The 16433-nt window shown below is 41.9% G+C and carries 18 protein-coding genes and 1 pseudogene; 6 read left to right on the forward strand and 13 right to left on the reverse strand.

Going from position 1 to position 16433, the window contains the following annotated elements; genetic code table 11:
- Positions 1-90: 90 nt before the first annotated feature.
- The 3 genes from MHO82_RS01220 to MHO82_RS01230 form a co-directional block, all read right to left on the reverse strand.
- The gene (locus tag MHO82_RS01220; RefSeq protein ID WP_239182027.1) at positions 91-1323 is read right to left on the reverse strand and encodes an MFS transporter; all 1233 of its coding nucleotides are present in this window, start codon (positions 1321-1323) and stop codon (positions 91-93) included.
- The gene (locus MHO82_RS01225) at positions 1320-1496 is read right to left on the reverse strand and encodes a hypothetical protein (RefSeq protein WP_239182028.1); all 177 of its coding nucleotides are present in this window, start codon (positions 1494-1496) and stop codon (positions 1320-1322) included. Before MHO82_RS01225 ends, MHO82_RS01220 begins: the two co-directional genes overlap by 4 nt.
- A 215-nt stretch (positions 1497-1711) precedes the next feature.
- On the reverse strand, positions 1712-2038 hold the full coding sequence (locus tag MHO82_RS01230) for a DOPA 4,5-dioxygenase family protein (protein WP_239182029.1): 327 nt from the start codon (positions 2036-2038) through the stop codon (positions 1712-1714).
- A 457-nt stretch (positions 2039-2495) separates the two neighbouring features.
- On the opposite strand from MHO82_RS01230, the gene MHO82_RS01235 reads away from it, so the two are divergent.
- Complete coding sequence (locus MHO82_RS01235; protein ID WP_239182030.1) at positions 2496-2681, forward strand: hypothetical protein; 186 nt, start codon at positions 2496-2498, stop codon at positions 2679-2681.
- A 111-nt stretch (positions 2682-2792) separates the two neighbouring features.
- On the opposite strand, the gene MHO82_RS01240 is transcribed toward MHO82_RS01235, so the two are convergent.
- The 3 genes from MHO82_RS01240 to MHO82_RS01250 are packed head-to-tail and all read right to left on the reverse strand — an operon-like array spanning position 2793 to position 5142.
- Positions 2793-3719: a biotin-dependent carboxyltransferase family protein gene (locus MHO82_RS01240; RefSeq protein WP_239182031.1), complete on the reverse strand. Its 927-nt coding sequence runs from the start codon at positions 3717-3719 to the stop codon at positions 2793-2795.
- Complete coding sequence (pxpB, locus tag MHO82_RS01245; protein ID WP_239182032.1) at positions 3707-4405, reverse strand: 5-oxoprolinase subunit PxpB; 699 nt, start codon at positions 4403-4405, stop codon at positions 3707-3709. Before pxpB ends, MHO82_RS01240 begins: the two co-directional genes overlap by 13 nt.
- The gene (locus MHO82_RS01250; protein WP_239182033.1) at positions 4402-5142 is read right to left on the reverse strand and encodes a 5-oxoprolinase subunit PxpA; all 741 of its coding nucleotides are present in this window, start codon (positions 5140-5142) and stop codon (positions 4402-4404) included. Before MHO82_RS01250 ends, pxpB begins: the two co-directional genes overlap by 4 nt.
- A gap of 145 nt (positions 5143-5287) precedes the next feature.
- On the opposite strand from MHO82_RS01250, the gene MHO82_RS01255 reads away from it, so the two are divergent.
- A complete protein-coding gene (locus MHO82_RS01255) occupies positions 5288-6292 on the forward strand; it encodes a S66 peptidase family protein (protein WP_239182034.1) in 1005 nt (334 codons plus the stop codon).
- 206 nt (positions 6293-6498) lie between these two features.
- On the opposite strand, the gene MHO82_RS01260 is transcribed toward MHO82_RS01255, so the two are convergent.
- Positions 6499-6945 carry a GNAT family N-acetyltransferase gene (locus MHO82_RS01260; RefSeq protein ID WP_239182035.1) on the reverse strand — a complete coding sequence of 149 codons (447 nt, stop codon included), beginning with the start codon at positions 6943-6945 and terminating at the stop codon, positions 6499-6501.
- 335 nt (positions 6946-7280) lie between these two features.
- Here MHO82_RS01260 and MHO82_RS01265 point away from each other — a divergent pair.
- From MHO82_RS01265 to MHO82_RS01275, 3 genes and pseudogenes are all read left to right on the forward strand, one after another.
- A pseudogene (locus MHO82_RS01265) lies at positions 7281-7490 on the forward strand (MerR family transcriptional regulator); the annotation flags it as partial.
- A 94-nt stretch (positions 7491-7584) separates the two neighbouring features.
- Positions 7585-8094: an N-acetyltransferase gene (locus MHO82_RS01270; RefSeq protein ID WP_239182036.1), complete on the forward strand. Its 510-nt coding sequence runs from the start codon at positions 7585-7587 to the stop codon at positions 8092-8094.
- 15 nt (positions 8095-8109) lie between these two features.
- A complete protein-coding gene (locus tag MHO82_RS01275; protein ID WP_239182037.1) occupies positions 8110-8982 on the forward strand; it encodes an alpha/beta hydrolase in 873 nt (290 codons plus the stop codon).
- A 221-nt stretch (positions 8983-9203) separates the two neighbouring features.
- On the opposite strand, the gene MHO82_RS01280 is transcribed toward MHO82_RS01275, so the two are convergent.
- The 6 genes from MHO82_RS01280 to MHO82_RS01305 form a co-directional block, all read right to left on the reverse strand.
- Entirely contained in the window at positions 9204-10343 is a 1140-nt protein-coding gene (locus tag MHO82_RS01280) for a PEP-CTERM sorting domain-containing protein (RefSeq protein WP_239182038.1), read from the reverse strand.
- A 401-nt stretch (positions 10344-10744) separates the two neighbouring features.
- Complete coding sequence (upp, locus tag MHO82_RS01285; protein ID WP_239182039.1) at positions 10745-11374, reverse strand: uracil phosphoribosyltransferase; 630 nt, start codon at positions 11372-11374, stop codon at positions 10745-10747.
- 35 nt (positions 11375-11409) lie between these two features.
- Positions 11410-12636 carry a URC4/urg3 family protein gene (locus MHO82_RS01290; protein WP_239182040.1) on the reverse strand — a complete coding sequence of 409 codons (1227 nt, stop codon included), beginning with the start codon at positions 12634-12636 and terminating at the stop codon, positions 11410-11412.
- Positions 12633-13886, reverse strand: a complete 1254-nt coding sequence (locus MHO82_RS01295; protein ID WP_239182041.1) for a GTP cyclohydrolase II — start codon at positions 13884-13886, stop codon at positions 12633-12635. Before MHO82_RS01295 ends, MHO82_RS01290 begins: the two co-directional genes overlap by 4 nt.
- Positions 13887-13910: 24 nt before the next feature.
- The gene (gene upp / locus MHO82_RS01300) at positions 13911-14585 is read right to left on the reverse strand and encodes a uracil phosphoribosyltransferase (protein ID WP_239182042.1); all 675 of its coding nucleotides are present in this window, start codon (positions 14583-14585) and stop codon (positions 13911-13913) included.
- Between the two features lie 159 nt (positions 14586-14744).
- On the reverse strand, positions 14745-15488 hold the full coding sequence (locus MHO82_RS01305) for an amino acid ABC transporter permease (protein ID WP_239182043.1): 744 nt from the start codon (positions 15486-15488) through the stop codon (positions 14745-14747).
- A 97-nt stretch (positions 15489-15585) separates the two neighbouring features.
- On the opposite strand from MHO82_RS01305, the gene MHO82_RS01310 reads away from it, so the two are divergent.
- Positions 15586-16371: a transporter substrate-binding domain-containing protein gene (locus MHO82_RS01310; RefSeq protein WP_239182044.1), complete on the forward strand. Its 786-nt coding sequence runs from the start codon at positions 15586-15588 to the stop codon at positions 16369-16371.
- Positions 16372-16433 lie beyond the last annotated feature (62 nt).

Here is a 16433-nt window from a genome sequence, read left to right on the forward strand (position 1 = left end):
AGTAAATAAATATAGATGAGTTCAGAGTGAATGGCCATTTTATGACTGAAAGCTTGCCTTAAATTCCTTTAATTTAAGGCAAGCCAATCATTAGTGTTGAGAAGCGAATGCCAGACGTTTAACTGGCTGTGCATTAATTGGTAGGTGAAGCAGAGCAGCGCATAAAGCGAGTACTACCGTGGCCCACCAGATAGGATCATAAGATCCATAATAATCGTAGATGCGCCCTCCAACCCAAGCGCCTAAAAAGCTACCGACTTGGTGAGTGAAAAACACCAAACCATATAAAGTGGATAAGTAGCGAGCACCGAAAATTTGACGTACTAACCCTGAGGTAAGAGGAACCGTTCCGAGCCAACAAAAACCAATGGCAGCCCCAAAGATGCTGGCCGTTTCAACATTGAGTGGGAATAGGACAAAGGCGGCAATGACAATAGAGCGCATGACATACAGCGAGGTCATGACATAACGTTTATCGAATTTATCGCCCATTACGCCCCAGAAGTAAGAACCAAAAATATTAAAAATACCGACGTAGGCCAGTGCTAAGGCGGCAGTTGTGCCGGGTAGACCTTTGTCAGCTAGATAACTTGGTAAGTGTGTCGCGATGAACATGACATGGAACCCACAGACAAAAAAGCCCGCATGAATGAGCCAATAACCTCGATGGTTGAACGCCTCTTTTAATGCTTGTTTCAGTGTTTGTGAATTCTCACTTGATGCAGGGCTGGTCTGATCGTTTTTACCTTCTGCTGGTTTTGGAGCCGCTTTCATAAAAAATGAAAAGGCGATGATGATGCTACACAACAGCGCAAATACTTGCATGGCGGTTTGCCAGTCTGAATGAGTTAAAAGCGACTGCGCCCCTGGGATCACCGCAAACATGCCGAATGAACCTGCAGCCGTGGTTAACCCAAATGCTTTAGCTGTATGTTCAGCAGGCACAACCCGAGAAACAGCACCAAGAATAATGACATAGCTGGTGGCACTTAGCCCAAGCCCTATGAGTGCGCCTAATGTTATAAGAAGCATGCCCGATTCTGTGCTGATTGAGGTTAAATATAATCCCGCTGCGTAAGAAATGGCACCAATGCTGATAATTGGCCGTGAACCCCAGCGATCGGCAGCCATGCCAACAAAGGGTTGAAATACGCCAAATAGTAAATTTTGTAGTGCAATGGCAAAACTAAAGAACTCTCGTCCTGTATTAAAGGTATCTGAAATCGGCATCATGAATATGCCAAATGATTGCCTGATCCCTAGGCTAATAATTAACGTCCCTATGCCCATCCAAACTAAAAGTGGAAAACGGAAAATGCTCATGGGTGATTCTCGGTATGGTCATGGTGAATGGTGTTTTGTTGGTGACAGCCGCCGCTTGTTGCATGCTGGGCCAACGCATTGAGTAAAGGTGGGTAATGATGCACACCAATAAGAGTGATGATCAGCAGTATTAGCATACGCAGTAGCTGTGCAAAAAGTGATTGTGAAAACATCGTTTATCCCAAACTCGTTTTGATTACATAACTAGGATGGTGTCCTAGGGGTAAAAGTGAGGGCGCATACTAAAGAAAGTGGGAATATGAAACAAATGAAGAATAGGAAAGAAGGATATGCATATTATGCATGTGGCGAAGATATAAGCGTAAAGACGCCAATAAAGTGGAAATTGGCGTCTTTGATAGCCTAGAAGTTAGAAGTTAGAAGTTAATTAAGTCGTACAGCCTAATACTGCGAAATTAAGGTCTAACTTTTCCCCTAGCCATAAAGCTTCAGTGGAGTGGTCTGCTATTTCGTTTCCTGTTAGTGGATGAATAAGAACAGATAACCCATTTCGATGTTGATCCAGCCATTCAATGAAGCCTTCATCGTTATTCTTGAAATTAATTTCCAGCATGGGCTTTGTATGTGGGCCAACGTTTTTGGTGACTAAAGGGTAAGTTTTCATCTCAGTAAAATCAGATTGAAGCAGTTTTTGGCGAATATCTTCGGCTAATTGTTGTTGGTGATGGGAAAAATATACGTGAGCATGGTACATAGCAAGGTTCTCTAATTATTTGTTTTATTAGATTTTAACGGATTTAGGTGTAGGAACAATCACGCTTTTTTGGTTAACTCATTCAAAAAAGTTGATGAAACGGTGATGAAATAAGGGAAGTTTTCGTTAACGGCCGTGAGTTTTTGTTTTGAGTTTTGTCGGGAAAATAGTCTTAGTTTTGAATAATGTGCAAAACAGGTTTGGATAGCAGACAGTATCTATGGCGCACGCAAGTATTTTATAGATGTTGTGCGAGTACAAATCAGGCAGTTTATATTCGTAAGAAGCTAATCTAACGGATATTGATAATGTAAGTCCGAGTTTAGAAGTAGTAAATAGGTGATTTTTTATGCATGAATGACATGAAAGTTAGCAGTTAATGACCGGAAATATTTTTAATAAAACTGTCATTTAGGTCTAAAATTAGTGGGTGTTTAGCGTGATTTTGGAGGTTAGTATGGAAGTACTCATCCAGTTTGATCAAGAGGGTTTGTATCAGAACCACCCATGGGATTTGCCAATTCCATACAACAAAGGGGAGATTCTGTCTGTGAATCCATTATCCGCTATCGTACTCATTGATCGAAACGAAGCGCATTTGTACCTTAAAAATCAAGACTTACGTATCAGTACAGATAGTTAGTGTTTGATTTAGTTATAAGAGTGAGTGCTCGTAAGTACTCACCCTAGGCTGTGTTTTTTCATTATTTTGGCATCATCGCAGCAACCAATTTTAAGTGCAAAACACATGGGTTTAAAAACCAAAAAATTTGGCCCATTGGCACCATACGTCTTGCAGTCCTGCTAAATCTCCTTGAACAAATCTGACTTTTTGGCCTGGTTTTGCTTGAGCTAACCGAGGCAAATCAATGCGGGCGATACAACCGAATTTAGGGTATCCCCCCAAGGTTTGCCGATCATTGAGCAAGATGATTGGTTGGCCATCAGGAGGGACTTGTATCGAACCTAAAGCTATTCCTTCGGACACGATGCCTTTTTTCTCACAATCAATTTTTGGCCCTTCCATACGATAGCCCATGCGATCACACAGCTGGCTGACCGTAAACTCACTGGAATAAAACAGAGCTTGGGCGGCTTTATCGAAGAAATTATGCTGATAAGATTCAATAACACGCAATGTGAGCGGTAAATTATAATCAGGCGTGTATCGGAATGTAAGATATCGCGGTTTTCTTAAGCGTTGAAAGTCGGAGAAGTGCAGTTCGTCTCCTGCTTGCAGTGGTTGCCCATCCTGATTTAATCCGCCGAGTTTGTTTCGTGTGACGGTAGAAACACTGCCAAAATGCTCTGGTGCTTCGAAACCATGCTTTACGGCTAAATAGGCGCGCAATCCATTTTTAGGTAAACCAAATTTGAGGGTTTGCCCTTTTTGAACTGGAAAGCATGACCAGTTTTTCACGGGCTCACCATCTAGGGTTGCACCTAAATCACCGCCAGTAATGGCCATCATACAGTGATCATGAACATGGAACTCGGCTTGACCTAGAGTAATTTCTAGCACTGGGCAGTTCATTTCGTTACGAAGCAGTTGATTAGCCCAACAAAAAGAAAAGTCATCAAGTGGTCCGCCTTGGCTAAGCCCTAAATGAGCTAAGCCGTAACGCCCAAAATCATGCAGCAGTGTTAAATTCCCCGGACGGATGACTTCTAATCTTGCCATAGTTTACCTCCAAGATTGATGAATTCTGTTTTGGTGATGGGGTAGAAACGAACGGAATCCCCAACTTCGAAAGGCGTAATAGGATCTTGGTCTGGTTGGTAAAGAGGAATAGGGCAATTACCAATAATGTTCCAGCCTCCGGGAGAATCATTGGGGTAAACGGCGGTTTGTTGATCGGCAATACCCACACTGCCCGCAGGAACAAGTTCTCTTGGTGTGGTATGGCGCGGGGTGGCAATGTGCTCGTCGACCTTGGCTAAAAAAGCAAAACCGGGGGCAAACCCAACCGCACATACTAAGTATTCTTGATCTACATGGCGCTCAATAACTTCACTGATGGAGAGGTTATTTAAGCTGGCAACACGTTCAAGATCTGGGCCTGTTTTGAAGTCATAATAAATCGGGAGATCAATGTATTTACCTTTGGCTTCAATGCCATAACTTTCAATGGCAGCCAAAATGTGTGTCAGTGAGGCGATAAGTTGGTTGTAGCTGATGATGAAGGGGTTATATTGAACCAAAATTGACGTGTAAGATGGAATAACCTCAACAATAGACTCACCAATATCGGTTCGGATTTTGTCGCATATAGCCCCAATGATGGGGACGGTTTCAACTTCTATTTCTTGATCAAAATAAATAATAAGATTGGTTTCAGAGACAGGTTTTATCTTTGGAAAAATCATTCTTTCAAGGCCTTAGCAAGGTGCTTTACCATTGCAATAGAGTCAGGGTTGTCGCCATGAACACAAATTGTGTCTGCTTGTAAATGCAGCGTTTTTCCTGATGGTGTTGTAATCGTTCCGTGATTAGCCAGTTGTAATACCTGCGTTTGAATTGCGCTGGGATCATGTAAGACAGCATTGGGTTGCTGGCGGGGCATTAACGCGCCATCATCGGTGTAAGCGCGATCGGCGAACGCTTCAAACAGCAATTCTGCTTGATATTGTTCTGCTAATGCTTGTTCAATCTGGTTATTGACTCTAGCAAGTAACATAAGGGGAAGCTTAAGTTTCGCCGCCGTTTTTATCATTGATTCTAAAATCATTGGGTTACTCATCATGTCGTTATACAACGCACCATGAGGTTTAATATATTCAACTTTAGCCTTATAGAGACTGGCAAGTGCCTGCAAAGCGCCAATTTGGTAGCTAACTAGGTGGGTTAATTGTTCTGCGGTATGGGGAATTGAACGACGGCCAAACCCTGAAAGATCTTGATAGCCCGGATGAGCCCCAATACGAACGTTGTGTGTTTGAGCTAAGGCAATTGTTTTTGCCATGACATCGGGATCTGAAGCATGAAACCCACACGCAATATTGGCCATATCAACCCAAGGCATAACGGCTTCATCATCACCCATTTTCCAGTTACCAAAACTTTCTCCCATATCGCAATTGAGTGTTATTGTTCTTTTGCTCATTGCTGCCTTCTTTTTATATTTAAGTTTTATTTATTTCTCATAAAAAAATATACCAACTAGAGAAAAGTGTCTGATTATTTTCTGGATTTTTTGAATTAAGTCATAGCAAAATAATAGTATAGATATGAAAAGAGGGAATATACGCATGATCGTGCCAAAAGGGTTAAAAAAAGGAGATACCATTGGTTTCTTTTCGCCATCATCTCCGGCTACTGTATTTGCTCCTAAAAGGTTTGAAAGAGCAAAAACGTTTCTGAAAAATAAAGGCTTTCTATTAAAAGAAGGTAAATTAACCGGGAATCAGGATGGCTACCGTTCCGGTTCGATTCAAGAGCGAGCTGAAGAACTGAATAGCTTAATTCGGGACCCGAATGTTCGCTGTATTATGTCCACTATTGGTGGCATGAACAGTAATTCTCTCTTACCTTATATTGATTACGAAGCGTTAAAGCGTGATCCTAAGATCATCATAGGCTATTCAGACGTCACAGCGCTGCTACTCGGAATCTATTCTAAAACAGGTTTAGTTACTTTTTATGGCCCTGCGTTAGTGGCTTCTTTTGGAGAGCTTCCTCCTTTTGTTGATGGCACTTATGATTCATTTGATGAGTTACTCTGCAAGCCTTGTTCGGGGCTTTATCAGTATGAATTGCCTCAATTCTGGACTGATGAGCGGATTGATTGGGAAATTCAAGACAGGGCAAAAGAAGGTTACCCTAATAAGTGTGAGTTTTTAGGACAAGGAATAATTAAAGGCCGAGTGGTGGGCGGTAACCTAAATACCATGGGCGGAATTTGGGGCAGTGAATACATGCCTGTTATTAAAAAGGGCGACATTCTTTTTATTGAAGACAGCCTGTTAAATGCCGCAACGGTGGAAAGATCGCTCTCTTTTTTAAAAATAAATGGTGTGTTTGATAACGTCTCAGCGGTTATCTTAGGTAAACACGAACTGTTTGATGATCAGGGAACAAAACGACGACCAATTGACATTTTGCTCGAAGTGCTTAATGGCCAAGCGCTACCAATAGTGAACGATTTTGATTGCTGCCACACCCACCCAATGCTGACGCTACCTTTAGGTGTTGAAGTAGAAATCAACTTTGATAAAGAGAAAGTATCCCTTGTTCAACCGTGGCTTCAAGGCTGATGGTGTTTGTAAGATTGGTTTATTCCAATCTTACACATACGCGGTTAGGCAACCAAAGTGTACCGTCGTTAGTTAATCGCCTAACTCATAATTGGAGAAATCTGAGTCAGATCTTTTGCTCTATTGTCAGATACTTACATTAGTAAATTCTGGGGTTACACTTCGGATAAGTGCAGGCTACGTGACACTTACTTTTATGAGTTATATTATTTTTTGTTATTCAAAACAAATAACAAAGTCTCATTGTCATATGTTTTGTTGCACCACTTATGCTTATTAATAACGGTTTCTGGTATGCCATCACCTTTATCTGCATCTGTAAAACCAAATTTGCTATAAAACTGATTCAAGTGGGAAAAAGGCAAACAATACACTTTGTTATATGAGGCTGAATTCTCAACGAGAAAATCTACTATTTTTGAGGCTAAACCTAACCCCCTACATTCTTCATTTACATAAATCCCTCCTAATTCTGCATCCAGGTCATTTATGTTTTGTAATCGTCCAAGTCCCTTTCTAACACCAGCAACTTCAGCTATGGCAATTAACTCACGTTCAAAGACCGAGTGCTTGAAACCTACCGAATCATACTGTTCATTTATCCACTGAATTTCTTCTTGTTTTGCTAACCTAACATTTATTTCAGTATTCATGTGATATCCATTTATAAAAAATTGCAACAAATCACCATACCACGCTTGTTATTTAAATAAAGAGGGGGGAGTTATGTCAGTATTGGAGAACTAGGATAGAAAGTATTCAATTCTTGAACCTATCCTCAATAGGTTCAGCACCAAAGTGTGTTTCAATTTGTCTGTTTAAGTCGTGGTCAAATCGCTGAGGGTCAACATTTTCTTACAGCCCTCAGCTACTCAAATAGGCGTAGTCTTGATGCGCTATTATTATTCTACTTCTCTTAAAATTCATGTTGACCTGTCTAATACTTTACAGTTTATAGTGCGCACATCAGTTGAGAGGAACAGTTCTTATATATCGAATTTCTGAATTAGCCCAACGGGTGCGATTAAGCTGTTCAACCTTACTTTATTACGAGAAGTTTGGATTAATTGCAGGCCAAAGAAAAAGCAATGGCTCTTGGAGTTATTCAGAAAAAGATCTATAGCAAATCAAACTTTTACAAGAGCTGAAAGCAGGAATACTAACTCTTAAAGAATGTCAATCCTGCTTGGAAGGTAAATCGACCAAGGCTACAGAAGAGACTGTAGATACACGAACAATACTTAGGTCAATATGGTTACCAAGTATTTGTACTAGAAAACAAAGGTTAAAACATGAAAATTAGAGCTGAAAATCACTCAGACATTACAGAAATTGAAACACTTATTTATCGAGCGTTTGAGAACCATCCACACCATGAACCAGGTGCTAAACCAACAGAACACTTGATCGTAAATAAACTACGTGATGCAAAAGCATTATCACTATCTCTAGTTTGTGAAGATCAAACTGGCATCATTGGTCATATTGCCTTTTCACCGATTCTTATTAATGGCGAGGAGTCTGTTTGGTGTGGCTTAGGACCTGTATCAGTGATGCCAGAGCGTCAAGGTGAAGGTATCGGTGGTGCACTTATTCGTGAGGGGTTATCACAACTTAAAACACAAAGTATTGAGGGTGTAGTGTTACTCGGCGAACCAAAATATTATGGCCGATTTGGCTTTGAGTCACAGCCAAACCTTACATTTCCAGGCGTTCCATCAGAGTATTTCCTAGCTCTATCGCTAGCCAACAATATTCCGACAGGCGAAGTTGCTTATCACTCTGGTTTCTTTGACAATTAGAGGTAAAGATAAATTATGAAACGTTTTATTCTGACAGTTACATTCCTGGCATGTATGTCATTAAATAGCGCGAATGCTTTAGAGAATAACCCAGTATCTAAATTTGGTATTGCTATATCGAATGATGCTGAAAAAATCGCATATAGCGTTAACGGGAGTGGTAAAACATCACTAATATTTATTCACGGTTGGAGTCTGGATAGCAGGCTCTGGCAAAATCAAATCGGTTATTTTTCAGAAGAATACCAAGTTATTACTATTGATTTAGCTGGTCATGGAAATTCGTCATTCAATCGAGAAGAGTACACCATGGTCTCTTTTGCAAATGATATTAAAGCAGTCATTGAGAAAGAAAGTATAGACTCTGCCATCTTGGTTGGACACTCTATGGGTGGCGGAGTCATCGCAGAAGCTGCGAAGTTAATGCCGAACAAAGTTATTAGTATTATTGGTGTTGATACTTCACAAAATGTGGCATTAAAGTTCTCACAAGATGACCTTGACTTAATGACGAAGCCTTTTGAAGACGATTTTCAAAGTGGAATTGCGGCATTTGTAAAAGACTCATTACCGAAAAACGTAGATGCAGAATTGCTCTATTGGGTTAGAGAAGACATGGCGTCAGCCCCTAGTGCTATCGCGATAAACCAGTTTCGCCATTATTTAGGCCAATATGTCAGTGGTGAGTCATATCGTGTATATGAGAGTATCAAGGTGCCAGTTGTACTGGTGAATGCCCGATTATGGCCGACTAACTCTGCAGAAAACAAGAAACATATTAAAGATTACAGCATTTACTACATTGAGGAGTCTGGGCACTTTCCGATGTTAGAGCAACCTAATGAGTTCAACAAAATCCTTTTGGAGGCTGTCAAATCTGTTGAGTAGCTTGGTTGTTTAGGCTTATTTCTATCAACTTTAAGTTACTTTCCTTTATATGAATCGAATGAGTTAGAGTCAATTCTCTAACTCATTTTTTATCTATTTCTGAAATGTGACTTCAAGTGGCTTTGCAAAACCATGCACTATATGAATTCGGATATTAAGATGTCCTTTCTGCACAGTTCTGGAAGTTTTCAAACATCACTTGCAACCTTGTCTTTGCGTTTTTATAAGATGCTTTCCTCACGGTTTGTATTTAGGCGTTTATTGCGAAAATGCCAGCAACTGCCAAAGCCCAGTAAAAGTAACAAGATGCTTTCAGGCTCAGGGACAATGGCCGCAACGGCTTCTAATGCGTTAATGTTTTCCGTTTCAGTGCCAAACGTACCCATTATGTCGAAAGCGGTATCCCATGTATGGCCGCCGTGCACTAAGAAGCTAGCGGCACCGCCAATGGCTCTATCCCAAATAAAAATCTCACCACCATCAAAGGCGACTCCGGGTCCAGCGGGGGATAAGGTTAGGGGATCAATACTCCACATGATTTTTTCGCCGTGAGTCATCATGGCATCAAGGTCCATTTCATCTTCAAGTAGTCCTAAATCGGTAGGGCTTAGGCCATATAAACCACCAATCGCCATGGCGAGTTCCGATACTGAAAAGGCGGTAGAGCTGGTGCCCGTTGTGGGATCATAATCAAAGACGGCGACACGACCACCAAGAGCGGCATCGATGACAGGGTCAAATTCAAGTGAATATCGATTGGCGTCGTCAGCAAGGTCTGGGCCCCATACTTCAAGGCCGTCCACATCCATTACATTGGTTACGGGTGTTCCTACACCATCAAGAGCAATGTCTTTGTCGGCATCAATATCAATCTCAGGGCCCGTTGCCCAAATTCCGCCTGTTGTTGGCCCTGCTCCTGATGTTGGGTCTTCGTAGTAAATTTTTCGATCAGCATCGGTTGAGAATAATAGCCAAACGAGATCGCTGGTGACTTCATCGAATAAGAGATCGTGATTGTTAGCAAGGCCATCCACTTCTCGATCTTCGCTGTCACTGTAATTGGCGATACGTGAACCGCTGTAGTCGAAGGTATCGACTCTACCACCACTACCATCCCAGCGTAGGTTTTGTTCTGGATCTAATGTGGAGGTTGGTTGAGTGTCATTCACATCGTAATGATTAGAATACTCTTTACCCATGGTACTGGAAGGGGAGGGGAGCATACAGCCAGGGCTTTTGTGATCAAAACAAGGAATATCTCGTGGACCTGGTGCAAAAGGTGTGGCTGAAGTTGTGGCACTCATTAATAGAAGGACAGGTGTAAACAATAACGCTGTCACTGAGTTGTTGAGGGAAGACATTGTGTTATCCGCTTTGTTATAAGGTAATTGAGATAACGCAATAGTGGTGCCATGAGTATGATATTTAATCAGCTAATCTTACGGCATTAAATGTAGCCTTTAATCAAAGAGTTATATTTTTAGATACGAAAAGTGTACAGAAGGTGTCAGTTTTTTTGGGCATAACTGTAAAAAACGGATGAAGTGGCGATAACTGCTTCATTTTATCTTCGACATCGAATGTACTAATAAATTAGTCATTTAGGTCTGGAAAAATACATATTAGACACAAATAGTCCTTTTTATCTGGCTTTGGAAGTGTAAAAAATACTGACGCTAACTTTTTCCTCTTTATGTTGAATGTCGGCTTTCAACATAAAGAGGAGAGGCTTCTGCTGTTATTATTGAGACTGTTCTTGTCTCTAGGTTTGCAGTTTGTAGAGTCGGTCTCCGGCATCACCAATACCAGGAAGTAAGTAACCATCGTCGGTGAAAGCGCGTTCTTGGCAAATCGTAATAATTTCAACATCTGGATGGAAGTGATGAACCTTGTTTACTCCCTCTTTTGAAACCAGCACACAGATCATTTTAATGCTTCCAACATTGTACTGTTTTAATCTGTCTAAACAGGCAATGGCGGTATCACCAGTGGCTAATAGTGGATCAGCTAGGATGACTGAGCGACCTGTCGGTTCATCGGGTAGGCGAAAGTAGTACTCCACGGTATTTTGAGTAAATTTGTCTCGGTAAATGCCAATATGGCCGACGGAAGCGAAGGGCAGGATGTTTAAAATGCCATCTATCATGGCGTTGCCTGCTCGCATAATGGAGACCACCATAGGTTCTTCGTTGACTACTTTTCCTTGGGTTTTTTCTAAGGGTGTTTCGATATCGATGGTGGTGACAGGTAAGTCTTTTGTGCATTCATAAGCGAGTAGTCCGCTCATTTCATTAAGTAAGCTTCTAAACTCACTGGACTTCGTTTCTTTTTTACGAAGGATCGTAAGCTTATGTTGTAAAATAGGATGCTCAATGATGGTGAGTTTCGTCATTATTCTTCTCTCCTATGTCTGCCTTTTAAATAGAATTAAAAAACAGTGCCGTCACTGGCTAAAATAAGGGGTGGCTCTCCGTTGGGCCTATTTTCTCGTGCGGCTTTTCTTCCTGCCCACCACGTCCCCCCTTCGAGTACTTTTGCTAATGGAAATTCAGTTTCATTACGGTGTAATTTAGCTCGAATCTGCTCTGCAATTTTATCGAGTAACACAATGGTTAATGCTCGCCACTCAATAATTAACGCGCTGTTTGGCTGGTGGGGTGTGGAGAGCATTGCTTCATCCTTGAGTGTGAGTAATCCCTTATCTAATAACAGTCCGCCATTACGGTATTCGGCGAGGCCAGTTAGGCATTCGACACCACTGACAGAGTTCCCCGCCTCGGTAATGGGTTCAATGAGCGAATAGGTGAGCCATTGAGACAGTTTATGGAATGGAATGAGAGAATTAATGGTATCTGGTGAGCCAAGCAGCGGATGGTGCCATACATCACCCAAGTTGGTTTGGTTTAATGTGATGCGGCTTGGCCAAATGGGGCCGAGTTCTTTGAGTAGTATTTGTAGAATATGTTCGGCTTTAAAGTGGTTTCCGTGAGCTGAGAGCAAAGCATCTAAAAGGTTTCCTGGTCTTTGTTCAGAAAAAACAGGCGATTGCTGTAAGCACTTTCCTAAAGATTTAAGAAGGTGAACTCGGCCGCTAACCCCAATTAAGGGATTATTGTTTGTCACTTGAAACCCTGCTTCTAATTGATGCTCTGTTACCTTGATAAGGGCTTGGGCATCAACTTGGAACTTATTGTGAATGTTAGATGAGAAAGCGCCGTTTAAAAACATCTCTAAGCTGGCAATGGCAAGCCCTTCGGAACGAGAGAAATGCTGCTGGCTGCGGTCTTCATAGAATGTCCATTGTTCGCCAGCTCCTGCATCTAATAAAACAGAAACGATTGCTAAGTCAATTTTAGAGCGTGCTTTTTCAATAGGGGATAGATGGCTTAGTGCTTGGTTGAGTGGTGTTAACCGATCAATGTTACCAACTTGAAAATGCCCCCAGCGCGAGTGAAAAGGTATGTTTAAGTCAGGATAATTTTGCTCGATGACGGCCAGTACGTAGTCACATACGGCATCGAGCTGGGTGATATTAACAGTAAAATGCCCTTTTCCTTCGAGTGTGAGCGCATAAAGCCGGTAAGCGCGCTCACGAATCGCTTGCGGGGACAGTAAGTAGTCGATGTCTTTGTTGGTGGCTGAGTGTATTGTCATTCCAGATCCCGCCCTTTAACGTTGGTGAGATCATCCCCTTCAAGCACTTCATCATCTGTGAAGTATCCTGCGGCTTTTTTCGCTTCTATTTCAACTTGAGCATCGGCTGGAATTAGCTCATCAGGAATGGAAACGCGATGGAGCACTTTGATACCTGATTTAACAATGGCGTTGTATTTCATGTTGCTCATGGAAACCAGATGATCGATTTTTTGAATACCAAACCAATGTAAAACATCAGGCATGAACTCTTGAAATCTCGCGTCTTGCACGCCTGCAACACATTCGGTTCGATGAAAGTAGGTTGCTGCACTGTCGCCGCCTTTTTGGCGTTTTCGAGCGTTATAAACCAATAATTTGGTTACTTCCCCCAAAGCTCGGCCTTCTTTTCTAAAGTATACGATTAATCCAACTCCGCCATTTTGAGCGGTTCTAACGGCTTCTTCTATGCCATGCATCAGGTAGGGTCGGCAGGTACAAATGTCAGAGCCAAAGACATCGGAGCCATTGCATTCGTCGTGAACGCGGCAGGTTAGCTCTTTATCTGGATTGGCGAGGTCTTCCATATTGCCAAATATGTAAGCGGTGGTACTGCCTATTGGGGGCAGTAAAATCTTAATATCAGGGCGAGTGACAAGTTCTGGGAACATGCCTCCGGTTTCTTGGAAAAGAATGTTTCTAAGTTCACCTTCATCAATGCCAAATCGTTTGGAAATTCCCGGTAAGTACCACACTGGCTCAATGGCTACTTTGGTAACAAAAATGTCTTTGTTGTCTTGTAAGATTTTTCCATCGGGTTTCAAGCGGCCTTTTTCCATGGCATCGTAGATTTCTGGCAAGGTTAAGTGTGCTTGAGTAATGGCGATGGTGGGTTGAATGTTATACCCTTCTTTTAAGTAATTATGGAAAACATGATTAACACTGGCTCCCCATGGATCGAGAGAAATGATTTTGTCAGGGGACAACCACGACTCTTTTGGTTGGCATTGAACCGTAGGGCTTGTGTTCGTGAGATCTGGAATGTGAGTTTGTGGGAAAGAGCCCGATGCGATAGATAAAGCGCGATAGACAGTGTAGCTGCCACTGTGAGATCCAATGGCATTTCTGTTTTCTTTACTGGAAATGGTCGCAATCACGGGGCCGCGTTGTAGAGCATTTTTCGCTCCCCAATCGATGGGTAATGATTGATTGCAAGTCTGATTCGCATGAGAGGTTAACACAACATGCGATGATCGTTGATATTCACTCATATCACATTCCTTCCATTGAATGAATTAAGTGCCGAAATACCGATCCCCAAAGTCACCGCATCCGGGAACAATGTATTTTTGGTCATCTAAAATAGGATCGACAACCTCGACATTAATTGTTACTTCAGGGTATGCCCCATGTACTTTCTGGACGCCTTCTAAAGCCGCAAAGATGGATACGATCTCTACCTGTTTTAAATCAAAACCGTGTTGTTGGAGCATCTTTAAGCTGTAGCACATGGTGCCTGCTGTGGCGATCATCGGTTCTAAAATGATCAGTTTTGCATCCGCAGCGTATTCTCTGGGTACTTTGAATAAATAAGGCTCTGGCTGAGCGGTAGCTTCGTTTCTTTTTACACCAATGGAGCACAATCGAGACTGTTCAATTCGAGCCATAAACACAGGAAGTAGACTCAACCCTGCTCGAAAAATCGGGGCTAAGATCACTTCACGATTTGACCAGTTTGGAGCCATGTCGTCCGCGATTAGCTCAAATAACTTGTCGGCACTGTGTCGAAAGTGCGTATATGGGCGCTCTCGATCGCGCAATTGCTCTAATCTTTCGTACCTTTCATGGATCACAGGAGTGCTAGTATGTGGGATCTCTTTTTGAAAACAATGGACATTATCAGGCAGTACCATGTCAGCGAGAGAAGGTGGCTGAGTTGAACCTAAATTGGAGTGAGACATATTTGACATGAAGTACTCCTACTTATTGAAATGGAAAGAATTAGATTAAGTTAATAATTAACCTTAGTATCGGAAAAGCCATCAGAGAAAATGGATGTTTAATGATTAAAGCATAGCTCACCCTACATAAAAGAACGTAGAGTGGGCTTTGGAAGGCTTTAAAAAGGGCTAGTGCGACGGTAAGGCGAGTTTTTTCTCAATGAAGCGGACGCATTGAGAAACAACAAGAATAAGAACTAAATATTCCAAAACGAGGAAGGTATAAATTTCAAGTGGTAAGTATTCGTTTACGACCAATTCATTGGCACGACGAGTGAGATCGCTAAGGCCTATCACACTCACCAGTGATGACATCTTTAAAATATAAACAAACTGATTGCCCAGTGGCGGCAAAATGCGACGTAGAGCTTGCGGTAAAATAACCAGTCGCATCTTTTGCCAATAGTTTAGCCCTAGGGATTCTGCTGCTTCATGCTGCCCTTGTGAAATAGACTGAATGCCACCGCGAAATACCTCTGCCATGAATGCACTTTCTGCAATGGTTAAAGCAATCACCCCTGCCCAAAAATGATTCAATGAAATATCCATTAATGTTGGTAAACCGTAATACACCCAAAGTAAAAGGACCAGCACAGGAATAGAACGGATTATTTCAACATAGATACGGTTAAGGGCGCGAAGAGCTTTGTTGTCAGACAAGGCGGGTAGAGCAACAAATAACCCAATCAGCATGGCAAGCAGCATACTGAGTAAGGAAATAGTCAGAGTGTCTTTAAAGCCAGCGACCAGAAAGGCAATGTTGGTTGCCCCTTGCTCTGTGGTTGGATCCAGTACATACCAACCCCATTCATAGTTGGTGCATCCGGTCAGTAGTAACGCGATTAAGAGTATGGTGAACTGTCTGAAAAACAAAACTAACCCTTTAAATTAACTAAAATAATTAACGTTCTGATGCTATGTTATTAGCGGTTTTTTTGCAAAGTTTGTTTATATGATTTAAGGAAGAATAATGAAAATAAAAAGTTGGCTATTGGGGTCTTTAATTGCTTTAACATCGATTTCAACGGCGATGGCTGCGACACAAAGCCGTCTACATCAAATTTTAGATAGCGGGGAGCTACGAGTGGGTACAACGGGAGATTGGAACCCAATGACCATGAAAAATCCAGCGACGAATAGCTATCGTGGCTTTGATATTGATGTGACGACAGAGCTAGCAAAAGACTTAGGTGTGAAAGTAACCTATGTTGCAACGGATTGGAAAACGCTAGTTAGCGGTGTAACGGCGAATAAATACGACATTACAGGCAGCGCGTCATTGAATATGTCTCGTGCGAAGGTGGCGGGATATAGCCAGCCGTATTTTTATTTGGCATTTGTGCCAGTAGTACAGAAAAAAGATTTGGAAAAGTATTCAGAATGGAGCGACTTTGATAAAGCTGAAGTAACGGTTGCGGCAACGTTGGGTACGGTTCAAGAAAAAATGGTGAAAGAGTTTTTCCCAAATGCGAACCATAAAGTTATTGAAGCCCCAGCTCGTGATTTTCAGGAGTTATTGGCGCGCCGTGCTGATGTTTCTGTAACCTCGAATGTGGAAGCGGCTACGTTGGTTGAGAAGTTCTCTAAGTTGGCTATTGTGCCCGTTAAAGAGCCTCGCCGCCCGACGCCAATTTCGATGCTGCTTCCTCAAGATGATCAAGTTTGGATCAACTATGTAAATCATTGGGTAGAATTGAAAAAAACACAGGGCTTTTTTAAAGAAACCGCAAAGAAATGGGGCTTAACTAGCCTGTAATTGCATTTTTCATCATGGCGTAAGTGGTTATAATATGCTGCTTAGAAATGGCTTTTTTTAAA

The organism is Vibrio sp. Of7-15, from assembly GCF_022347565.1.
Taxonomy (GTDB): Bacteria; Pseudomonadota; Gammaproteobacteria; order Enterobacterales; family Vibrionaceae; genus NORP241.